The following is a 485-nucleotide window of genomic DNA, read 5'->3' on the forward strand; positions in this document are numbered from 1 at the left end:
CGTGGTCTCAATGAGTTTCCCTCGTCGATCGTAGGTTCGCGACATCGTCAGGGTGCCTTGACCCGCGGCCTTCGGAACGCTGATCACCGTCTTGATTCCCGCTGGAACGACAGTGTACGAATAGGTTGTCGTCAAGCTCGCGTCACAGAGACCCGACGCGCATATCGCCGCATTGCGGAGCACCGTCTTCGACGCTGGTCGGCCGAACACATCGAGTCCCGCGTAGCTTGTTTTGTACGCCGAGGCGGTGCTTCCGTTCCACTGGCCTGGGTTGGTCGACAGTTCAAGCGGAGGATACTCCGCTACCTTGATCCCACGCTCGTTGTAGTCGACCTTCGTGATAATCTCCAATCCGGCGAATGCTTCCGTCCCACTTGCGATCGCGCGCCCCAGACGATCCTTGTACGCCGTCTTGATTGGCGCGCCGTCGTGGCCGGCGCACGCAGCGGCCCGTTCGACGTGGTTGCCGGGCCTGCGCGGCGGCT

This window comes from Deltaproteobacteria bacterium (assembly GCA_005879535.1).
GTDB lineage: Bacteria > Myxococcota > Myxococcia > Myxococcales > 40CM-4-68-19 > 40CM-4-68-19.